This window comes from Pseudomonas sp. GL_091, from assembly GCF_057837725.1.
Window position 1 is genome coordinate 5,654,637 of the sequence record NZ_CM174451.1, and the last position, 19,163, is coordinate 5,673,799.

A 19,163-nucleotide genomic window follows, 5' to 3' on the forward strand; every position below is an offset into this window, starting at 1 on the left:
CGCCCCTTATCACTGACCAAGGGTCAGGACCTTCTGCATCATGGTTTTGGCGGTGTTCATCATTTCGGCGTTGGTCTGGAACGAACGGCTCGCGGAAATCATGTCGGCCATTTCCTCCACCACGTTGACGTTCGGGTAGTAGACGTAACCCTTGGCATCGGCCGCCGGATGGTTCGGCTCGTAGCGCGCTTCAAGATTGCTCTGGTCTTCGACCACACCCAGCACCTGAACGCCCTGACCGGCGGCGTCCTGGCTCTGGAACAGCGAATCGCTGCCGCCGTTCTGCCCGCCCTGGAACATGGTGGCGAATACCGGGTGACGCGCACGGTAGGTCTGGTCGATGCTCGACGAGACCGTCTCGGCGTTGGCGATGTTCGAAGCGACGGTGTTCAAGCGCGTGGTCTGCGCACTCATGCCGCTACCGGCAATGTTGAAAACACTGGACAGAGACATGGCTTACTCTCCACGCAGGGCTGACACCAGCCCTTTGAATTTACTGTTGAGCAGGGTGAAGCTGGCCTGGAAGCCAATCGCGTTTTCCGCGTAGTTCGACTGTTCCAGCTGGGCGTCCACGGTGTTCTGGTCGATCGACGGTTGCATCGGGGTGCGATACAGCAACGACTCGTCGCCATTGCCCAGGCCTTCAGCTTCGATGTGACGGCTGTTGGTCATGTTCAAGGCGAAGGTGCCGTTTTTGGTTTTCTCGTTCTGCTCGGCGAGCACTTTCGAGAAGTCCAGGTCCCGAGCCTTGTAGTTCGGGGTATCGGCGTTGGCGATGTTGTTGGCCAGGACTTCGGCACGCTGGGCGCGGAAGCCCAGGGCTTGTTCGTGGATACCGAGCGCTTTATCGAAGCTGATGCTCATGTCGGGAAACCTTCGGGTGACCTGATTTTTCGTAGGATCAACTTAGCAAGCCCCATGCCAATTCAAAAAACCCCGGAAACCGGGGCTTTGCCGGCCATGGCAACGCGGCAATGCCAGAAAAGCGGCAATGGTTTTCCGCCGGATGCCGCTTTTCTGCCGCCTCCTCCCCCTTTTCAGAACACCACCGCCCCCACAGGGGAATGCAGTGCTGGCGGAAATTCAGCAGACAAAAAAACGGGAGCCCCAGAGGACTCCCGCTTTTTGACAACACCAACAAAATCACTTCGCCTGGTAAATGATCCCCGGGCTGCACTGGACCATCTGGTAATGATCCGGCAAACCGTTCAACGCTTCGGAAGCACCGAGGAACAGGTAGCCACCCGGTTTCAGCGTGCTGTGGATACGCAACAGGATGTCCTTCTTCACCTCGGCGGAGAAGTAGATCAACACGTTGCGGCAGAACACGATGTCGAACTTGCCGAGGCTCGCGTAGCTGTCCAGCAGGTTGAAGGAACGGAATTCCACACGGCTCTTGATCGGCGCCTTGATCGCCCAGCGCCCCGGCCCTTTCGGGTCGAAATAACGCTGCAGGCGCTCGGGCGACAGACCGCGGCCAATGGCCAGGCTGTCGTACTCGCCGGTCTTGCAGTTGTTCAGCATGGTACCGGACAGGTCGGTGGCAATAATCTGCACGCCCATCCTCAACTGGCCCAGGTTGACCCGCTCGAACTCGTCGATGGACATCGACAGCGAATACGGTTCCTGGCCCGACGAGCACGCTGCCGACCAGATGCGCAGGCGCTGGCCGGGACTGGCCTTGATCGCTTCGGGCAGTACCTTGTTCTTCAAGACTTCAAACGGGTAGGTATCACGAAACCACAGGGTTTCGTTGGTGGTCATGGCATCCACCACCTGCTCGCGCAAACCGCTGCGCGGCTGGGTCTGCATGCGCTGAACCAACTCCCCCAAAGACTTGATGCCTTGCTGTTCCATCAGTTTGTTGAGACGGCTGGAGACCAGGTACTGCTTGTTTTCACCGAGCAAAATGCCACAGGCTTTTTCCAGGAATACCCGGAACTGTTCGAAATCCAAATTACCCGTAGACAATGATGCCGCCTCTTAAATCGTGTTGACTGCCAGGGGTGCGACCCCCTAGCTGATATCTGCTGCTTTGATCCGGTCGACTACCCGGGATGCCAGGTCATCAGGACGGAACTTGGCCAGGAAGTCATCGGCACCGACCTTCTTGACCATCGCCTGATTGAATACCCCCGACAACGAAGTGTGCAGGATGATATGAAGCTTTTGCATTCGCGGGTCATTGCGGATTTCCGCCGTCAGGGTGTACCCGTCCATCTCCGGCATCTCGATGTCGGAGATCATCATCAGGAACTCCTCTTCCGGCTTCTTGCCCTCGTCGACCAGTTTGCGCAGGTAGTCCAGCGCTTGCCGACCGTCATTCAACGCCACCACTTCGACGCCGACCGTTTGCAGGCAACGCGTGACCTGCTTGCGTGCCACCGATGAGTCGTCGACCGTCAGCACACGCAACGAAAGTGCCTTGTGCTGGGTTTCGACATCCACCACACCGACGGAAATCGCTTCCGGCGTCGGTGCCACTTCCGCCAGCACCTTCTCCACGTCGATGATTTCGACCAGCTGGTTGTCGACCCGCGTCACCGCCGTCAGGTAGTGATCGCGCCCGGTGCCCTTGGGCGGCGGATGGATCTCCTCCCAGTTCATGTTGACGATGCGCTCCACCGAGCGGACCAGGAAACCCTGGGTCTTGGTGTTGTACTCCGTGATGATCACGAATGGATTGTGCTTGTCCTTCAACGCACCGGAGCCGGTCGCCATCGCCAGATCAAGGATCGGGATGGTCGCCCCCCGGATGTTCGCCACGCCGCACACGACAGGACTGGACTTGGGCATCAGCGTCAGTTTGGGGCATTGCAGCACCTCCCGAACCTTGAACACGTTGATCCCGTACAGCTGCTGGCCGTCGAGACGGAACAACAACAGCTCAAGGCGATTCTGCCCCACCAGTTGCGTGCGCTGGTTTACCGAATCCATTACACCAGCCATGCCCAGACTCCTACACCAACGCCAAGTGTTGTTGCGACGCGCCTTCATCACTAAACGGCACGACGCTTGCTTTTTTAATCGTTATGAACACAGAACCGACATTTTTCCGACGCCTGACCACACCCTGCCGAAAATTGCTCGGTGTGCTGGCGGCTGTTTGCCTGTTCAACGCTGGCAGCCCTGCCCTTGCTGACGCGGTTACCTTGCCTGACATGCTTATCGGCGTCACTCAGGGCTTTCTTGAATTCACCGTAGAAGACTATCTGGCTACCAGCCAAACGGAAGGTCGCTACGAGATCCAGGTCAACCAACTCGATCCGCGCATGCACATGCCCATGTGCGACAAGGAATTGACAGCAACGCTTGAGAGTCCCAAGCCGCTGGGACGGGTTACGGTCAAGGTTCGCTGCGAGGGCGTTTCCCCCTGGACAGTGTTCGTGCCCGCTCAAGTCCGCCTGTTTCGCGAAGTCGTGACCAGCGCCCGGCCACTGCGCCGCGCAGCCATTGTCGAGCTTGGGGACGTGGTCCTGCGCGAGCGCGATATCAGCCTCACCAGCCAGGGCTACCTGACCTCCCTCGATCAGGCGATCGGACAGCGACTGACCCGACCAATGGTCGCCGACCAGGTGATTACCCTGGTGCATATCGAACAGGCAGAAGTCATCCGCAAGGGTGATCAGGTGGTGATTACCGCCCGTAGCGGTACGCTCAGCGTGCGCATGCCGGGCGAAGCACTGTCAAACGGCAGCCTGAGCGAACAGATCCGGGTGAAAAACCTCAACTCCCAGCGAGTCATCAAGGCGCAGGTCATGGCGCCGGGGCAGGTGGAAGTGTCCATGTAAGGCGCGCTGTTCATCAGAATGTGGCGCTTGCCGCGGCTGTTCCCTAGACTGTGTTCCAGGCACGGCAAGCGCTGGCGCGCGCAAGGTTCATTGATAAATGGGCCTAAAGTTTTCCAGGGAATGGCCGAAACCATGGCAAGCGTCCAAATTCCCAGAGGTTTTTATCATGGTCATCGATTTCAGCCGTTTGAACAGCTCCTCGTCCCTTACGGGCAGTACACGTACCAGCGCCAGCAAGGAAAGTGCCGAGGCCGGCAAATCCGCACCGCTGGAGTCCGCGGCCGAACAGGCCGGTACCGTCAAAAGCGGGGAATCGGTACATCTCAGCAATGAGGCTCAACAGTTGCAGAAGGTCACTGACAAGCTGCGCGATCAGCCTGCCGTCGACAACGCCCGCGTGGCCGAGTTGAAAGCAGCGATTGCCGATGGCAGCTATAAAGTCGACAGCAACCGTGTAGCCAGCAAACTGCTCAACTTCGAAGCCCAGCGCTAGGCCACCGCCGGCGCCAGGCTTTTGGACGCTTAAAACCCAAGGCCAGCCATGCACGACACTCATCTACTGCAACTGATCACCGACGACTTTGCCCCAGCGCAACACCTGCTGGAGTTACTGCAGACCGAATCCCTCGCATTGCATGGCCGCGACATGCCATTGCTCGAGAACATCCTGGCGCAGAAACAGGCATTGGTCGTTTTGCTCGAACAGCATGGCCGCAAGCGCAGTGAAATTCTCGCCAGCCTCAACCTGCCAACCAACCGCGGCGGTCTGGAGCAATTGGCCGGCCAGTCGAGCATTGGCGAGCAGTTGTTGGCGCAAAGTGACGTGCTGACCGATCTCCTGGCCCAGTGCCAGGCCATCAACGCCAACAACGGCCAGTCGATCCTCACTCAGCAGGCCGCTACAGCCACCCAGCTGAAAATCCTCACCGGCGGTGAAACCCCGGCGCTTTACGATGCCAGCGGAACGTTCTCCAAGCTTGCCAAGCCGCGCCCGCTCAGTCAGGCATGAGCCGGTCAATGCCCCCGCTCTATCAAGACGCGCAACATACTGGCAAACTGCCAGACTGCCGTAGTCAAATTTTGTCTGGAGATTGATTAACCGTGTCCAATGCCTTAAACGTGGATGATGCTCCGCAGCCACCCAAGGTGCTCTCCACGCCCTTGGAAATCTCCAGCAACCTGCGCCAGCTGCTCGAAAGCCATGACCCGCTGATCATCACGTTCCACGAGCGCAGCCAGCGCTTCCAGAGCTATCTGGTGGACCTGGACCGTGACAGCAACATGATTGCCCTGGACGAAATGATTCCCCGAGATGGCGAGCGCTACCTGCTGGCGGGCGAACCGTTCAAGGTCGAAGGCTTCCACGAAGGCGTACGCATTGCCTGGGAAAGCAACGGCCGGTTGAACATCGACGAATCCGCTGGCAGCCGCTGCTATCGTGGCGCCCTGCCCGATGAAGTGGTGTACCACCAGCGCCGTAATGCGTTCCGCGCCGCGCTGAAACTGGCACAACTGGTCAACGTCAACCTCGACGGCGAAAAGCTCAAGGCCCCCATCAGCGGCAAGCTGCTGGATATTTCCGCTACCGGCTGCAAACTGCGCTTTGACGGCGACATCACAGGCAGCCTGCAACTGGGTCAGGTTTACGACCGCTTCAGCGCCGAACTGCCCTTTGGCAAGATGACCGCTCCGGTCGAGTTGCGTTATCTGCACTTCGAAGAAAAGATCTCCACCACCTTCGCCGGCATTCGCTTCCACAACATGAGCGGGCTGGTGCAACGTCAGGTCGAACGCTTCGTCTATCAGCTGCAACGCGAAGCACGTCGCTTCGACAAAGACGACATCTGATAGAGCGTCAACAAAAAGCGGGCAGCCCCTTGCGGTGACTGCCCGTTTTTTTGTGCCCCGGTTTTAAGGCCTGGCCTCGGTAAAGCTTGGCTCGCGCCCCGAATCTGGGTCTTCTGGCGGTTGATCGGTTTCTGATTCGGATTCAGGTTCGGCTGGCGGCTCCGGATTCACCGGGTTGCACATCTGATCCTGCACCACCTGCTCATCAACACGCGGGTCGAGGCAGGCCACCAGTGGCGAACTCGTCATATTGTCCGGCATGGCCACGTGATGCAGCGGTGCGTCGTCGACCTGATGCAGGTTGGTCACCGCTTTCGGACGAATTCGCCACACCAGCACCAACGCAAAGAAGCTGAAAAACGCATAGAGCATCTGGCTGCCGAACAGCTTCATCAGCACGCCTGCCACCAGCGGCCCGATACTCGCACCCACGCCATAGGTCACCAGCAACATTGCCGTCAGGGACACCCGGCGATCGCCTTCGACATGGTCGTTGGAGAACGCCACTGCCAATGGATACAGGCAGAACTGCACCAGCGAACAGACAAAACCGGCGATAAACAGAATCTCCAACGGCACCTGCGGCATGATCGCCAGCGGCAGTGCAGCCAGTGCCAGGCTGAAGGCGAAACTGCGGATCAACACGGCCCGGTCGTAGCGATCGGACAACCAGCCCAACGGCCACTGCACCAGCAGCCCGGCAAAAATGCAGCTACCCATGAACAAACCGACCTGCTCCGTGGACAACCCTTGCTGCGAGGCATACAGCGGTGCCAGACCGTAGAACGAACCGACGATCAGGCCTGCCCCGAGTACCGTACTCAATGACTGTGGCACTCGCTTGATAAAGAACCGTGGCTCCATCGGCGCCGGATGCAAAGGTGCCGGGTGAATGCGCCGGGTCAGGGCCACGGGTACCAGGCAAAGCGCGAAGCACAGGGCGACCAGCATCAGCAATTCAAGCCCCAGCCCTGGGTGCATGACCAGAATCAACTGCCCCAGCACCAACCCCAGGTACGAAGCGATCATGTAGCCGCTGAAGACCATGCCGCGCTGATTGGCATCGGCCTGCTCATTGAGCCAGCTCTCGATCACCATGTACTGGCACATCATGCCGAGGCCGACGATCACCCGCAAAAACAGCCAGGCCGGCAACCAGTCCACCAGGCCATGGCCGAGCACCGCCGCGCCGACGATCCCGGCACACGCCGAATAGGCCCGGATATGCCCGACCCGGGCAATCAACCGGTGACCGATCTTGCCCCCCAGCACCAGGCCGAAATAGTTGGCGGCCATCAGCGCACCGACCCACAGACTGTCGACATGGTCGGCAGCCAGGCGCAATGCCAGGTAAGTACTCAACAGGCCCGAGCCGATCAACATCATCAGCGAGGCGAAATACAGCGCTCGAAAGGATTTCCAGATTTGGCGCATCGGCGTTCCGAGCGGCTCCTTGCAGTGAGAATCGGCTATCGCTAAACGATAGCCGGATGTCGACGAGACGTCAGGCCTGGGCTGCTAAAACACGCCTTTCCCAGGGAGTAATTTCATCATGGAAACTGGTCAGTTCCAGGGTCTTCGAAGCGATGTAGCCTTCGATGAATTCCGCGCCGAACAGTTCCTTGGCCAACTGGCTACGTTTCAGACGCTCCAGTGCCGCATGCAAGGTACACGGCAACGAAAGATTGTCCGGCACTTCGAACTCACCCTGGATCGGCGCGCTCGGCTCCAGTGCGTTCTCGATGCCATGCAAGCCCGCCGCCAGGCTTGCGGCAATCGCCAGATACGGGTTGGCATCGGCCCCCGGCAAGCGGTTCTCGACCCGACGGGCCACCGGCAAACTGGCCGGAATGCGCAGGCCGGCCGCCCGGTTGTCGTGGGACCAGCAGGCATTATTCGGTGAGGCATAAGGGTGGCACAAGCGCTGATAGGAATTCACGTTCGGCGCAAACAACGCGGTGAAGTCGGCCATGCAAACTTGCTGACCGGCAATGAAGTGGCGGAAGGTCGGCGTCTCCTGCCCCGCTTCATCACTGAACACGTTACGCCCCGAATCGATTTCGACGACGCTCTGGTGGATATGCATCGAACTGCCCGGCGTATGCGGCAACGGCTTGGCCATGCACACCACGCTCAGGCCGTGCTTGAGGGCGACTTCCTTGAGCAAGTGCTTGAACAGGAACGTCTGGTCGGCCAGCAACAGCGGATCACCGTGCAGCAGATTGATCTCGAACTGGCTGACGCCCATTTCGTGCATGAAGGTATCGCGAGGCAACCCCAACGCAGCCATGCACTCGTAGACTTCATTGAAGAACGGCCGCAAGCCGTTATTGGAACTGACGCTGAACGCCGACTGACCGTCTTCGCGGCGACCGTCCAGCCCCAGCGGCGGCTGGAACGACTGAGTCGGGTCAGTGTTGGGCGCAAAAACGAAGAACTCAAGCTCGGTCGCCACCACGGGCGCCAGGCCGCGGGCCGCGTAACGAGCAATCACGGCCTTGAGCTGACCACGGGTCGACAGATTGGAGCTGGTGGTGGTGCCCAGTTCATTCGCGTCGCAAATGGCGAAGGCCCGCGGTGGATGGCTCCAGGGCAGACGGTGGATTTGCGCAGGGTCCGGGATCAGCGCCAGGTCGCCATCATCGCTGCCGTAAAAACGCGCTGGCGGGTATCCGCCCATGATGCATTGCAGCAGCACGCCCCGCGCCATCTGCAAACGTCGACCGTCGAGAAAACCCTCACAGGTCATCACTTTGCCCCGAGGAACGCCATTCAAATCCGGCGTGACACATTCAACTTCATCAATGCCCGTCAATCGCTGCGCGAGTGAACTCAGGCCAACGGTCCTCATGACGCTATCCTTGTTATTGTGCGGGCCGCGAACGGCGACCGTACAAAATAGGCTCCGCGTGTTCGGAATTTCAAGCAGCGTCGAAAAATTTGCTGCCCGTCAGGGCAGGTAAAGGCGGAACACTCCACCGCCCAACGGACCACCATTGCTGATTTCGGTACGCCCACCCACACCGTTGCGTTGATGCAACGCGGCAATTCGCCCGGCAAAGTACAGGCCCAGCCCGGTGCTGCCGGTGCTTTGATTGATGCCCTGCACGTAATCGGCCTGACGCTCGAGCATCTGCGCCGGATACCCTTCGCCATCGTCATTGATGGTCAACACCAGTTGCCCGGCTTCGTCGCTGACGCTGATCAAAACGGCATGCCGTGCAAAGCGAATGGCGTTGTTGATGCAGTTGGCCAATACCGACGCGATCAACTCACGATCGAAGAAACCCAGCGGGCTCAGCGGGTCCACTTCATAGGTGGCCATGATGCCGCGGCTGGCGAACACCTCCTGATGGCAAGCCAGTTGCGCTTCGATGAAGTCGTCCAGTTCATGGTAGGCCGGCTGCAACGGCATCTGGTTGACGCCGAGCTTGTACAGCCCCAACAACTGCACCAGCATGCCGTTGAGATGGGCGAACTCGAAGTCGATCACGCCCTGCTCCGGTGTCTGCTGCGCCGGGTCCGGCAATCGCGCCAGCCACTGGCTGTGGGCCTGCATCAGCATGGCCAGCGAGTTCTTCATGTCGTGCACGGTAGAGGCGATCACCGTGGAGAAATCCAGTGCCTGTTGGTTGTCGTTCATTGGCCAAACGCCTTGCTTTTCAGCTTCTGGTAACGCGGATAGCGCGCGTCGGAGTCGGGCATCAGGCCGACCATTTTCAGGCAGGTCCGGCATTCTTCCAGCTCCGCCGAAGGAACGCTGGTATCGGTGCCGTGCAACAACGACTGCGCCATGTTCAGGGCGATACTGATGTTCTTCGGCTGCATCGCCAGGGCTTTGCGGAATACCTGCCGGGCCTCCACCAGGTTGCCGGTCTTGTACACGCGCACACCCTGGCGGTTGAGTTCCGCAGCGGCGTTGCCGGAGTTGAGAATGCTCGGGTCGTCGGTCTGCTTGGCGATGTCCTTCATAACCACCGGATCGTCGCCGTAGATTTCCACGCAGTTTTTCAGCATCGCGGTGCCGGCCTCGGTCTGCCCGAGCATTTTCAGCTGTTTGGCCACCAGCAACGCCGCTTCGGCGCTCATGAATTGCTCCATGCCATCCAGACGCATCAAGGCTTGCTCGGTGAGCTTGTCCGCCGTCTCGGCATCGTTGAGCAACAGGCTGGTGGCCTTCATCAGGCGCGCGCGGATTTGCAGGCCTGGATCGGAAGGGTTTTCCTTGGCCACGGCGCTCAATGTGGTGTTGATTTCCAGACGGGTCCGCGTGTCCAGGCCCCGTTCGCTGCCCTTGCTGATCAACGCGTGGGCCAGGCCGAGGTTGCTCTCGGCATCCTTGAACCGCGACTGCGCGCCCTGGCTCACGGCCTGGCGATAGGCCTTGGCCGCCGTGTCGAAGTCCTCGTTGGTCATCGCCAGCTTACCGAGCAACGCTTGCCGGCGCACCGCCAGCGGCGACAGGCGAATCGCCTCTTCCAGAACGCGCTGCGCACCCTTGGTGTCCCCTTCGGCGACCAGCACGTCAGCCATGCCGTCATACAGCGACGGCATCATCGGGAAGACTTTCAGGGCTTTTTCATAAATGCCCTTGGCTTGCCCGACCTGACCGCGCTTGAACAGCAACTTGCCCAGCCCGGCAAACGCCCATGGCAACGGGCGGTCGGCAATGATGCCGTCATAGAGGCGCTCCAGTGCTTCGTTCTGATGCAGGTCGCGCAGAGCATCGGCGCGATAGCGCAGGCACAACGGCGAGTAACGGATATCTTGCTTGCACAGGGCGATGCAGGCGTTGAGCACTTCCATCGGCTTGCCGCGGTCAAGGGCCTGCAGGATCGGCTTGAGCAGGGTCTTGCGCTGCTCCAGGCGCTCCAGGCGCTGGGCCAGGCTGGAACGGTTGAATGGCTTGGTCAGGTAGGCATCGGGTTCATGCTCCAGCGCGCTGAGTACCATGGCCTGGCTGGTTTCGGCGGTGACCATGACGAATACCGCTTCATGGCTGATCAGCTTTTCTTCCATCAGGTCTTCGAGCACCTGCTGGCCATTCTTCTTGCCGTCACCCAAGTGAAAGTCCTGCAGGATGAAGTCGTACTGCTTCTGCGAGCACATTTTCAGCGCCTGCTCACCGGTATCGGCAGTGTCCACTTCCTTGACGCCCAGTTCGCGCAGCATCGACCTGACCGAACTGCGAAAGTCCGAGAAATCATCGACGATCAGAAAACGCTTTTGGTGATACGACAGCATCGAAGATTTCCAGGCAATTTAAGAAGAAGAACCCAAAGGCAAATACACGGACGGACTCAGCTTCGCAGCCCTTGATTTGGCGCGCAGATGATAATGGGTGGCACTAGGCCATCAAACACCTTCGCATAGACAATGAGCCCCCATGCCGACCGGAAGAGACGAACAAGTCCCTGACTGTCCGGGTTATCGGCCAGCAACAGCGTTCCCTTGAGAACCTTCCCCGACGCTCATTCTGAATATGTGAAGCCCTTACTGAAAACGACACCTCGCGCACAAAAAAATGCTGATACATGAACACCAGCAATACATGAACATCAGCAAATTCCGGTGGCTGGCCAGGCAGAATTCGCCGATAAATTGACTAAGTCGATATTGGCACTCCTAAGTGAACACCACTCGTCGATTAATTGACGATTTTGATCAGGATCAGACTTTGGTCGCTGGCCAACTGTGGCGAGCCTAATACCTTGATTTTCGAGGGTTACCCTCCCCCTTGAGAACCGCGGTCAGGCTTACTCGCACCGGGCTTACATCGAGGACCGACGGATGGGCAGGCCGGTAGCGCTCCGGGCTGGCCTAGAATCAGTTGAGAGGCGGGAGGGAGCACATCATCATGCGCAAACCATTGATAATTATTCGTATTGATCTTCTCTCTCGGGCTTTGTCTGCTTTTTGGAAACGTTCGTCCTCCCTGCCGGTGCTGTTGATGGAAATGGCCCCAGGGCCTCTGGTTGCCAATGCCTGGGTGGAGGCCATCGCTGGTATTTCAAGGGGGTCAGGAAGATGATCACTGACCCAAAAAAGCCAATAGGCGTGATGTTGATCGATTGTCGCCCCCTCGTGCTTAAGGGCCTTCACGACTTGATTGATGCCAGTAAACCCCGGATGGAAGTGACAGGCCAGGCCACCACCTATACCCATGCGCTGGATCTTGCCGATCAGTTACGGCCCAATGTCATTTTTTTCAGTTTCTTTCCCGATGCGCTGAATCCTCTGGAGGTCGTTGCGGGACTCACCCGTAACGCCGAAATGAAAGTGCTGCTGCTCAAGGGCCTGTACGAAGCCGTTCCCGCTGCCCAGGCGATAGAGGCTGGCGCTCGCGGCATCGTGCTGGCGGAAGACCCGACGGAATCGATTATCCAGGCCATCCTCAAGGTCCACCATAGCGACATCGCAATGGATAGGGCCTGGGCTGGCGGCCTTTCCGGCTATGCCGCGAGCGGGCATATAGCCTTGAAATGCAATCGGGAGCAGGCGAAACAGGCGCGGTTGACCCTGCGTGAGAGAGAACTGATTTGCGCCATCGTGGGCGAACCGTCCGCCAAATATGTGAGCATCGCCGGGCGCCTGGGGATCAGCGAACACACCGTGCACAACCACCTCAGCAACATCTATCAAAAGCTTAATCTCATCAACCGCATCGACTTGCTGATGTATGCGCTCAAACACGGGCTCACCAACAACGAAGCTCCGCCCTCCACCTGGGTGGAACTGGATTGAATTTCAAGTCAATACAAGACGGTCTGCCCCTCACTTTCAGGGGGTAGGCCGTCACCGTTTCGCCGTCCTTGTCGAAGACCCGGAACAGGGTGCCCGGAATGCTGATGTCGTTCCTGGTATCCCACCTGTATCTACCCGCCGCGCTCTTTAAGCCTTGTGCTGCTCGATAGTTCACGGCAGATGCGATCATGCGGATCCGTATTAGAACCGCAAAAAGAATGCGAGGGTGGTTTCCTAGGCCACCCTCGCATCCGTTCACGCGCGCAAAGCCTCAAGCGCTGCCAAAAAAGATGTCGGTACTCTGGATATGGGCCCCGACCAAGGTGATGGTCGTTGTTTGTCCGCCAGTCTCGGCAACCGTCACGACGCCGTCTGCGCCGGTGTTGTTGATCGATTGGACAACGGCGTTCGGGTCGCCGTTGAGCACCAGCTTGTCTTGCACGCCTGAGCCCACATCGAAGCCAGTGACCTGGTACAGGTTCTCATTGACTGACAAATCGATGTTGAAGGCATCTTGCTTAGCGACCGTGCCAACCAGCGTGAAGTCGAAGGATGCGTTGGCGGGGTCGTTGGCGAACAGGTTGGCGGCAAACGTACTCGTCGCCGAGTCCCCATCCTTGTCCGTCAGCGTCGCGCTGAACGCCAGCTGGACATCGCTGGCCAGACTCTCGCTCTGCTGAATGAACTGGATCACCGGGATCTTGATATCGCCCCGGCCCATCGTCAGCTGAACAGCGTCGATCAGTACCGTACCCTCCTTCTGGACGAGGAAGGACACCTGGCCGCCAGCCTCCGGCGTCAGGGTGTTCACCTCGACTTGGTTCGAATGCGTGCCATCCGCGTAGTAGATCCTGTAGTACAAGTCCTCGGTCGCCGTGTTGTAGCCCGCCACGGAGTTGTCGATGAAGACCTTCATGCCCGTCAGCAGGCTCTCTGGATTGATGACGAAACTTTCATCGGCGGCGCTGATTGCCGCCAGGTTATCTCCCTGGAAAACGTTATTGCCGACGCCGATGCCGGACGTGCTGACGTTCATGGATGCGGGGTCGATGTACGACGGCAAGGGGTTGGTCTGTAGCGTGGCTTCGGTAGGGTCGGGTGCTCCGAGCCCGATGCCGGTCAGGATGTCATCAGTCGTCGCATCCGCCTTCGCGGCAAAGAACACAATCTCCTCGGATGTCGAAGGAATAGCCGGGTTACTCGTCTGAGGAATCAACAATGTGCGCACCGAATCCGGGCCGCCGGCAGCGAGCGAGCCGTCGGCACTGCTGAGCACGATCGTCGAACTGAAGCCTTGCACCAGATCCAGTGCATAGCGACCATCGGCATAGGCGGTCAACGTATAGTCGACAGTGGTATTCGCCGTTGCAGCGTTGTTGTCGAAATCACCGGTCAACGTTCCTGCAAATTGGTACGCGCCATTGACATCCGGTGATGGCGATAGCTCGTGGAGCGTGCCGGTCCCGGTCGTGGTCGTGTTATCTGGCCTGACGAGGGTGAACTGGCTATTGACCAACGAGATATCCAGACCGGCCGCACCCAGCCCGTCGGCTCCCGTCGCCATATTCCAGAACCCGGATTGCGCAAGGACGCTACCGGTCCCGATCAGGTTACCAAAAGCGAGTGCCGGGCCGTCATCCCTGAACACCAGGTTCTGCCCGATGTTCAGCGTCGCCTGGGCGCTGTCGCCGTCCCTGTCGGTCTTGATCGCCGTCAGCGTCACCAGGTTGTCGGAGGTCAAACTCCTCGAATCATCGGGATTGGTTGGGTCGGAATGCACCACGGCGCGAATCTGGTCCAGCGTGACGCTGCCATTGGCGGCCACGCTAGCCGTGAACACCAGCAGGTTGCCCGTGGCCGTACGACCTTCGACCACGGTGCCATTGAGCGACAGGTTCACCGCCTGCCCCGAGGCCGTATCCGTCAATCCAGAAGCCCCTGCCACCACGCCCAGTGCATAGGTCAGCGTGCCGGCGCCATCGGCGCCAAACGCCGAGTTGAAGTTGGCGGCGAAGCTCTGGGTGTCATTGGTCGTCAGTATCGTTTCGTCCACCGTCAATGTCGGCTCCGTGCCGGTGGTGCTGATGCTCGGCCCGTCATCCTTGAACACCAGGTTCTGCCCGATGTTGAGGGTCGCTTGGGCGCTGTCGCCCTCCTTGTCGGTTATGGTCGCGGTCAGCAGCACCAGGTTGTCCGAGGTCAACGTCGTCGAGTCATCGGGGTTAGTTGCGTTGGGATGCACCACCGCGCGGCTCTGGTCGAGCGTGACGCTGCCATCGGAGGCGACACTGACCGTGAACACCAGCAGGTTGCTGAGGGCCGTACGGCCTTCGACCACGGTGCCGTTGAGCGACAGGTTCACCGCCTCGCCCGAGGCCGTGTCCGTCAGTCCGGAAGCACCCGCCACCACGCCCAATGCATAGGTCAGCGTGCCCGCACCATCAGCGCCAAACGCCGAGTTGAAGTTGGCGGCAAAGCTCTGGGTGTTGTTGGTCGCCAGTACCGTCTCGTCCACTGTCAGCGTCGGTTCCACCCCGGTGGTGCTGATGCTCGGCCCGTCGTCCTTGAACGCCAGGTTCTGCCCGATGTTCAGCGTCGCCAGGGCGCTGTCGCCGTCCCTGTCGGTCTTGGTCGCCGTCAGCGTCACCAGGTTGTCCGAGGTCAGGCTCGTCGAGTCATCGGGATTGGCGGTGTTGGCATGCACCACGGCCCGGCTCTGGTCGAGCGTGACGCTGCCATTGGCGGCCACGCTGACTGTGAACACCAGCAGGTTGCCTGTGGCCGTGCGGCCTTCGACCACGGTGCCGTTGAGCGACAGGTTCACCGCCTCGCCCGAGGCCGTGTCCGTCAGCCCGGAAGCGCCGGCCACCACGCCCAGCGCATAGGTCAGCGTGCCGGCACCATCGGCACCAAACGCCGAGTTGAAGTTGGCGGCGAAACTCTGGGTATCGTTGGTCGCCAGTACCGTCTCGTCCACCGTCAGTGTCGGTTCCACCCCGGTGGTGCTGATGCTCGGGCCGTCATCCTTGAACACCAGGTTCTGCCCGATGTTCAGGGTCGCCAGGGCGCTGTCGCCGTCCCCGTCGGTCTTGGTTGCCGTCAGTGTCACCAGGTTGTCCGAGGTCAAACTCGTCGAGTCATCGGGATTGGCGGTGTTGGCATGCACCACGGCCCGGCTCTGGTCGAGCGTGACGCTGCCATTGGCGGCCACGCTGACCGTGAACACCAGCAGGTTGCCCGTGGCCGTGCGGCCTTCGACCACGGTGCCGTTGAGCGACAGGTTCACCGCCTCGCCCGAGGCCGTGTCCGTCAGCCCGGAAGCGCCGGCCACCACGCCCAGCGCATAGGTCAGAGTGCCGGCACCATCGGCGCCAAACGCCGAGTTGAAGTTGGCGGCGAAACTCTGGGTATCGTTGGTCGCCAGAACCGTCTCGTCCACCGTCAGTGTCGGCTCCACCCCGGTGGTGCTGATGCTCGGCCCGTCGTCCTTGAACACCAGGTTCTGCCCGATGTTGAGGGTCGCCAGGGCGCTGTCGCCGTCCCCGTCGGTCTTGGTCGCGGTCAGCGTCACCAGGTTGTCCGAGGTCAGGCTTGTTGAATCATCCGGATTGGCGGTGTTGGCATGCACCACGGCCCGGCTCTGGTCGAGCGTGACGCTGCCATTGGCCGCTACGCTGACCGTGAACACCAGCAGGTTGCCCGTAGCCGTGCGACCTTCGACCACTGCACCGTTGAGCGACAGGTTCACCGCCTGGCCCGTCTCCGTGTCTGTCAGTCCGGAGGCCCCCGCCACCACGCCCAGCGCATAGGTCAGCGTGCCGGCACCATCGGCGCCAAACGTCGAGTTGAAGTTGGCGGCGAAGCTCTGGGTGTCATTGGTCGCCAGTACCGTTTCGTCCACCGTCAGCGTCGGCTCCGTGCCGGTGGTGCTGATGCTCGGTCCGTCGTCCTTGAACACCAGGTTCTGCCCGATGTTCAGCGTCGCCTGGGCGCTGTCGCCCTCCTTGTCGGTAATGCTCGCGGTCAGGGTCACCAGGTTGTCCGAGGTCAGGCTCGTCGAGTCATCAGGATTGGCGGTGTTGGCATGCACCACGGCCCGGCTCTGGTCGAGCGTGACGCTGCCGTTGGCGGCGACGCTGACCGTGAACACAAGCAGGTTGCCTGTGGCCGTGCGGCCTTCCACTACGATGCCGTTGAGCGACAGGTTCACCGCCTCGCCCGAGGCCGTGTCCGTCAGCCCGGAAGCGCCGGCCACCACGCCCAGCGCATAAGTCAGAGTGCCGGCACCATCGGCACCAAACGCCGAGTTGAAGTTGGCGGCGAAGCTCTGGGTGTCATTGGTCGCCAGTACCGTTTCGTCCACCGTCAGCGTCGGTTCCACCCCGGTGGTGCTGATGCTCGGTCCGTCGTCCTTGAACACCAGGTTCTGCCCGATGTTCAGAGTCGCCAGGGCGCTGTCGCCGTCCCTGTCGGTCTTGGTCGCGGTCAGCGTCACCAGGTTGTCCGAGGTCAGGCTCGTCGAGTCATCGGGATTGGCGGTGTTGGCATGCACCACGGCCCGGCTCTGGTCGAGCGTGACGCTGCCATTGGCGGCCACGCTGACCGTGAACACCAGCAGGTTGCCCGTAGCCGTGCGGCCTTCGACCACGGTGCCGTTGAGCGACAGGTTCACCGCCTCGCCCGTGGCCGTGTCCGTCAGCCCGGAGGCCCCCGCCACCACGCCCAGCGCATAGGTCAGCGTGCCCGCACCATCAGCGCCAAACGCCGAGTTGAAGTTGGCGGCAAAGCTCTGGGTATCGTTGGTCGCCAGTACCGTCTCGTCCACCGTCAGCGTCGGCTCCGTGCCGGTGGTGCTGATGCTCGGCCCGTCGTCGTCGAAGATGATCTTGGAGCCGATTTCGGCTTTCGAAATAGAGGCCTGGACCAGCGTGAAACCACCGATATCAAAATCGGCGTGTTCATTGCCCTTGGCAGTGACGGCCGCCCCGTTCTCGACGAGTACGCGGTTATGGTCCGACGTAGTGGTGTATTCAATCTGGTAGCCGGCCTTAACGCCGGTGATTGTTGCAACCCCTGCTGCAAAGCTGATGGTGATGGCCGGATCATTCACCGAGCCGTTTGAATTCTCGATCACCAGCCCGGTACTGATGTTGACGACGCGAACATTGGTGATGGCCACCGACGCATCATTCGCATACCCATTGATGAAATTCACGCCAGGTTCAGCAGCAGTGCTGAATGCGCTGACTCTTACCACGGCACTCTTGCCGCTTTGCAACTGCACAACGTCGAAACTGGCCGACTTCGCATTGAAGACGCCGGTAAAGTCGACGTTGGATTCAACATCGGCTTCGTTCTGGTCCAGGTTGGGAATGGTCACATTCTGCCTGGCACCCGTGACGAACGAAAAGCGGATGCCCTCTTGCTCCACAATCATCTGATTGTTGGTGCCGAAGGTGGTCGGCCCCCCCGCCTGGCTGGTATTGATCGTGTCGCCAGTCGTTATATTGAGGCCGCTTGACTGGTCAGCGGGGTCCTTGCCGGTGGCGATGATCGTGGGATCCGTGATCCGCAACACACCAGCGTCATTGACAACGTTCGGGGTCGCCTTCGTGAACATCAGGAAGAGGTTCTGACCGGAGGGCGCATTGGCCAGACTGAATTCCAGGTCCTGGCTGGCGCCGATGAAAACCTTATTCAGCAGATTGAGCGAATCATCGGCGTTCGCAGTATCTGTATGCCGGAGCGGTTGGTACTCCACGGTCCAGATCTTGCCGCCCGTGACCGGCGATCCGGTTTCTTCAATATAGGCAGCGAACACGATCGCGCCGGTTGCGCTACCGGCTCGGCCCACGACGATGTTGTTGTTCGTATCCGTATAGAGAAGGATGCTGGTGCCATCAAGGGTAAACAGCCCGCTGTCCACGCCATTGAGCGGTGCGCCAGAGATGCCGACGAAGCTGATATCGGTAATGCTTGCTCCGGGGTCAGCGGTGATGGTGAATGCATTGCTGCCGGTGTTGCCCACGGCACCGGTATAGCCGCTCAAGGCCGCACCCGTGGCGGTACCTGCCCCAAGTCCGGCCAAACGGGTAGAGAAGGTCGAGGGCAGGGACGCCACCAGAATATCGTTGTCGTCAGCGTCCCCCGCAGGGGTTGGAGTGGCAGTGCTGTTCTGCAACCCGGCCGTTTCGTCCAGCGTAACGTCCTCGCCGGTCGCCACGACGCCCAAAACGCTGTCCGTAAACGACATTGTCGCCACGGCGTCGTCAGCGGTGCCGAGCACACCATCGGCGCCCGCAGCGGCCGCTGTCAGTAGAAACGTTGCGCCTGCCGAGTCGTCGGGATTCACGTACCACGAGGTGGTGACGCTGCCGTTGACTTGGCCGTCGAGATCGCCGGCGCCGCCGTCGGTCACGGACCAGGGCTCATGTCCCGCCCCGGTGTTTGTATCGAGCACATCGTCGGACGTGCCCCACACGCCATCCGCGCCAGCACCGATGGCGTGGTCCACTTCGAGCGTCACTGTGCTGCCGGCGGCGAAACCGCTGGCCGTGATGATGGCCGTGCTGCCGGGGGCGTAATCTTTAAGGTTGGTGGTGACGGTCGGAATGTAGGTAAAAGACCAGTCGTGGCTGACGGGTGAAGGATGGTCACCGGCGTTATTGGTCAGGTCATTCGTTGGCGATGAGGTTTTTTTGCGCATAGTCATGACTTTCTCCTGAGTGGGTCCAGTCATCGGGGGTCGACCTTGGACCATTTTCTGATCTATAGGTCCCA

At 60.1% G+C, this 19,163-nt stretch carries 15 protein-coding genes; 6 read left to right on the forward strand and 9 right to left on the reverse strand.

Annotated features, from left to right (window positions below):
• Window positions 1-9 precede the first annotated feature (9 nt).
• The 4 genes from flgC to AC3ITY_RS25685 all read right to left on the reverse strand — a co-directional run bounded on the left by flgC (window position 10) and on the right by AC3ITY_RS25685 (window position 2,949).
• Complete coding sequence (gene flgC / locus AC3ITY_RS25670) at window positions 10-453, reverse strand: flagellar basal body rod protein FlgC (protein ID WP_123432836.1); 444 nt, start codon at window positions 451-453, stop codon at window positions 10-12.
• A 3-nt stretch (window positions 454-456) separates the two neighbouring features.
• Window positions 457-864, reverse strand: coding sequence for a flagellar basal body rod protein FlgB (gene flgB, locus AC3ITY_RS25675; protein ID WP_007988729.1), 408 nt, complete (start codon window positions 862-864; stop codon window positions 457-459).
• Between the two features lie 279 nt (window positions 865-1,143).
• Complete coding sequence (cheR, locus tag AC3ITY_RS25680) at window positions 1,144-1,971, reverse strand: protein-glutamate O-methyltransferase CheR (protein WP_151214022.1); 828 nt, start codon at window positions 1,969-1,971, stop codon at window positions 1,144-1,146.
• A 45-nt stretch (window positions 1,972-2,016) separates the two neighbouring features.
• Window positions 2,017-2,949, reverse strand: coding sequence for a chemotaxis protein CheV (locus AC3ITY_RS25685; protein ID WP_008051531.1), 933 nt, complete (start codon window positions 2,947-2,949; stop codon window positions 2,017-2,019).
• An 83-nt stretch (window positions 2,950-3,032) separates the two neighbouring features.
• On the opposite strand from AC3ITY_RS25685, the gene flgA reads away from it, so the two are divergent.
• The 4 genes from flgA (at window position 3,033) to AC3ITY_RS25705 (ending at window position 5,639) form a co-directional block, all read left to right on the forward strand.
• Window positions 3,033-3,791 carry a flagellar basal body P-ring formation chaperone FlgA gene (gene flgA / locus AC3ITY_RS25690; RefSeq protein ID WP_489305760.1) on the forward strand — a complete coding sequence of 253 codons (759 nt, stop codon included), beginning with the start codon at window positions 3,033-3,035 and terminating at the stop codon, window positions 3,789-3,791.
• A gap of 166 nt (window positions 3,792-3,957) precedes the next feature.
• Window positions 3,958-4,284 carry a flagellar biosynthesis anti-sigma factor FlgM gene (gene flgM / locus AC3ITY_RS25695; protein ID WP_056728065.1) on the forward strand — a complete coding sequence of 109 codons (327 nt, stop codon included), beginning with the start codon at window positions 3,958-3,960 and terminating at the stop codon, window positions 4,282-4,284.
• A gap of 48 nt (window positions 4,285-4,332) precedes the next feature.
• Complete coding sequence (locus AC3ITY_RS25700) at window positions 4,333-4,800, forward strand: flagella synthesis protein FlgN (RefSeq protein WP_150726097.1); 468 nt, start codon at window positions 4,333-4,335, stop codon at window positions 4,798-4,800.
• A gap of 92 nt (window positions 4,801-4,892) precedes the next feature.
• Window positions 4,893-5,639 (forward strand): flagellar brake protein, encoded by a 747-nt coding sequence (locus AC3ITY_RS25705; protein ID WP_489305763.1) that lies wholly within the window; start codon window positions 4,893-4,895, stop codon window positions 5,637-5,639.
• A gap of 63 nt (window positions 5,640-5,702) precedes the next feature.
• Here AC3ITY_RS25705 and AC3ITY_RS25710 read toward each other — a convergent pair whose 3' ends face one another.
• From AC3ITY_RS25710 to AC3ITY_RS25725, 4 genes are all read right to left on the reverse strand, one after another.
• Window positions 5,703-7,073, reverse strand: coding sequence for an MFS transporter (locus AC3ITY_RS25710; RefSeq protein ID WP_489305765.1), 1,371 nt, complete (start codon window positions 7,071-7,073; stop codon window positions 5,703-5,705).
• A gap of 70 nt (window positions 7,074-7,143) precedes the next feature.
• Window positions 7,144-8,388, reverse strand: coding sequence for a glutamine synthetase family protein (locus tag AC3ITY_RS25715; protein ID WP_489310997.1), 1,245 nt, complete (start codon window positions 8,386-8,388; stop codon window positions 7,144-7,146).
• Between the two features lie 201 nt (window positions 8,389-8,589).
• The gene (locus tag AC3ITY_RS25720; protein ID WP_489305767.1) at window positions 8,590-9,282 is read right to left on the reverse strand and encodes a sensor histidine kinase; all 693 of its coding nucleotides are present in this window, start codon (window positions 9,280-9,282) and stop codon (window positions 8,590-8,592) included.
• Window positions 9,279-10,883, reverse strand: coding sequence for a response regulator (locus AC3ITY_RS25725; protein ID WP_489305769.1), 1,605 nt, complete (start codon window positions 10,881-10,883; stop codon window positions 9,279-9,281). The genes AC3ITY_RS25720 and AC3ITY_RS25725 overlap by 4 nt, the downstream gene beginning before the upstream one ends.
• Window positions 10,884-11,496: 613 nt before the next feature.
• Between AC3ITY_RS25725 and AC3ITY_RS25730 the strand changes: the two genes are divergently transcribed.
• On the forward strand, window positions 11,497-11,670 hold the full coding sequence (locus AC3ITY_RS25730; protein ID WP_489305771.1) for a hypothetical protein: 174 nt from the start codon (window positions 11,497-11,499) through the stop codon (window positions 11,668-11,670).
• On the forward strand, window positions 11,667-12,383 hold the full coding sequence (locus AC3ITY_RS25735; protein WP_489305773.1) for a response regulator transcription factor: 717 nt from the start codon (window positions 11,667-11,669) through the stop codon (window positions 12,381-12,383). Before AC3ITY_RS25730 ends, AC3ITY_RS25735 begins: the two co-directional genes overlap by 4 nt.
• Before the next feature lie 271 nt (window positions 12,384-12,654).
• Here the strand turns inward: AC3ITY_RS25735 and AC3ITY_RS25740 are convergent, their stop codons facing one another.
• On the reverse strand, window positions 12,655-19,095 hold the full coding sequence (locus AC3ITY_RS25740; protein WP_489305775.1) for a DUF5801 repeats-in-toxin domain-containing protein: 6,441 nt from the start codon (window positions 19,093-19,095) through the stop codon (window positions 12,655-12,657).
• Between the last annotated feature and the right edge of the window lie 68 nt (window positions 19,096-19,163).

What these genes read in the sequence shown, in the direction of transcription:
- AC3ITY_RS25720 (WP_489305767.1), bottom strand. Translation starts at nt 9,282, where the DNA reads ATGAACGACAACCAACAGGCACTGGATTTCTCCACGGTGATCGCCTCT.
- AC3ITY_RS25735 (WP_489305773.1), top strand. Translation starts at nt 11,667, where the DNA reads ATGATCACTGACCCAAAAAAGCCAATAGGCGTGATGTTGATCGATTGT.
- flgB (WP_007988729.1), bottom strand. Translation starts at nt 864, where the DNA reads ATGAGCATCAGCTTCGATAAAGCGCTCGGTATCCACGAACAAGCCCTG.
- AC3ITY_RS25725 (WP_489305769.1), bottom strand. Translation starts at nt 10,883, where the DNA reads ATGCTGTCGTATCACCAAAAGCGTTTTCTGATCGTCGATGATTTCTCG.
- AC3ITY_RS25685 (WP_008051531.1), bottom strand. Translation starts at nt 2,949, where the DNA reads ATGGCTGGTGTAATGGATTCGGTAAACCAGCGCACGCAACTGGTGGGG.
- flgM (WP_056728065.1), top strand. Translation starts at nt 3,958, where the DNA reads ATGGTCATCGATTTCAGCCGTTTGAACAGCTCCTCGTCCCTTACGGGC.
- AC3ITY_RS25715 (WP_489310997.1), bottom strand. Translation starts at nt 8,388, where the DNA reads ATGACCTGTGAGGGTTTTCTCGACGGTCGACGTTTGCAGATGGCGCGG.
- AC3ITY_RS25710 (WP_489305765.1), bottom strand. Translation starts at nt 7,073, where the DNA reads ATGCGCCAAATCTGGAAATCCTTTCGAGCGCTGTATTTCGCCTCGCTG.
- AC3ITY_RS25730 (WP_489305771.1), top strand. Translation starts at nt 11,497, where the DNA reads ATGCGCAAACCATTGATAATTATTCGTATTGATCTTCTCTCTCGGGCT.
- AC3ITY_RS25740 (WP_489305775.1), bottom strand. Translation starts at nt 19,095, where the DNA reads ATGACTATGCGCAAAAAAACCTCATCGCCAACGAATGACCTGACCAAT.
- flgA (WP_489305760.1), top strand. Translation starts at nt 3,033, where the DNA reads ATGAACACAGAACCGACATTTTTCCGACGCCTGACCACACCCTGCCGA.
- flgC (WP_123432836.1), bottom strand. Translation starts at nt 453, where the DNA reads ATGTCTCTGTCCAGTGTTTTCAACATTGCCGGTAGCGGCATGAGTGCG.
- AC3ITY_RS25700 (WP_150726097.1), top strand. Translation starts at nt 4,333, where the DNA reads ATGCACGACACTCATCTACTGCAACTGATCACCGACGACTTTGCCCCA.